Genomic DNA, 1,219 nt, shown 5'->3' with positions numbered 1-1,219 from the left:
TTTGGGAAAACGTCTTAGGAATCAAATCTATCAGTGTTACAGATAACTTCTATGACCTAGGAGGAGACTCTCTCCTAGCCGTGCGCCTGTTTGCTGAGATTGAGAAGGTTTTCCAGAAAAAACTGCCCTTAGCTTCTCTGCTGATGGCTCCAACTGTAGCCCAATTAGTCAACCAGCTGCGCCAAGACCAAGGAGCAGCACCTTGGTCCTCAGTAGTATCAATTCAGCCCAATGGTTCCAAACCGCCTCTATTCTGTATTCATGGAGCCGGTGGTAATGTTCTCAGTTTTCGGGATTTGGCACATTATTTGGGTTCCGAGCAACCGTTTTATGGACTCCAATCATTGGGTCTCGATGGCAAACAGACTCCCCTGACCACAGTTGAAGATATGGCTCGCTGCTACCTCCAGGAAATACGTAGTATTCAGCCCAAGGGTCCCTATTTTCTGTCAGGATACTGCTTTGGAGGTAAAATTGCTCTGGAGATTGCTCAGCTGCTCCGCTTAGACGGTGATACAGTGGCTTTGCTAGCTCTGCTTGAACCTAGCCCTGTTCACTTCTCCACAAGTGAAAACCAAGTTCCCTATCAACGTAGCTATAGTGACCGATTAAAGGGACTGTTTCACCGATTGATTCATAGAGGTTTTCAAGACGTATTCAAGCAGCAATTCCTAAAGGTTGTTTCTAAATTATATCAGTCCTTTGGGATTTCCTTACCGCAATCTCTCCAAATCATCAAAGTCCAAGAAGCTAACACCTTCGCTTCAAAAAATTATGTGGCCAAACGCTACTATCCAAACCCAGTAACAATGTTCTTGACCAGTGAGCGGATTGCCCAGTCTCCAGAACTCCAAAAAGGCTGGATAGAGTTAGTTACTGGAAACCTGGAAATCCAGGAAATCTCTGGTAAGCACTTAGATGATCAACCAGGGAGTTTTCTCAAAGACCCCCATGTAGAGCTACTTGCTGAAAAAATCAAGGCTTGCATAGATCAGGTAATTGTTAGGTAATTGTTAATTTAAACCTAAGCATTCAGCCGTCAGCTGTCAGCCGTCAGCTTTGTGGCACAGGCTTCTAGCCTGTGACTTCACCCTGGGGGGGCGACGATAGCGATTGAAACGATTGATACGTCAAGAGTGTAACGATCTGTGGTAGAAAAAGATAGGTCTTTCATTGTCAATAAGACCTATCTGTTGAAAATGTTACCCTTATTATATCA

Annotated in this window: 1 protein-coding gene; it reads left to right on the top strand. The window is 44.5% G+C overall.

The window, feature by feature from the left end:
* Positions 1-1,010: thioesterase domain-containing protein (locus F6K37_RS43330; RefSeq protein WP_287257334.1), on the top strand; the 1,010-nt coding region annotated here is incomplete at its 5' end.
* Positions 1,011-1,219: the final 209 nt, after the last annotated feature.

Origin of the sequence: Moorena sp. SIO4E2 (assembly GCF_010671945.1) — a bacterium.
GTDB lineage: Bacteria > Cyanobacteriota > Cyanobacteriia > Cyanobacteriales > Coleofasciculaceae > Moorena > Moorena producens.
This window is presented reverse-complemented; position numbering and strand designations above follow the sequence as displayed.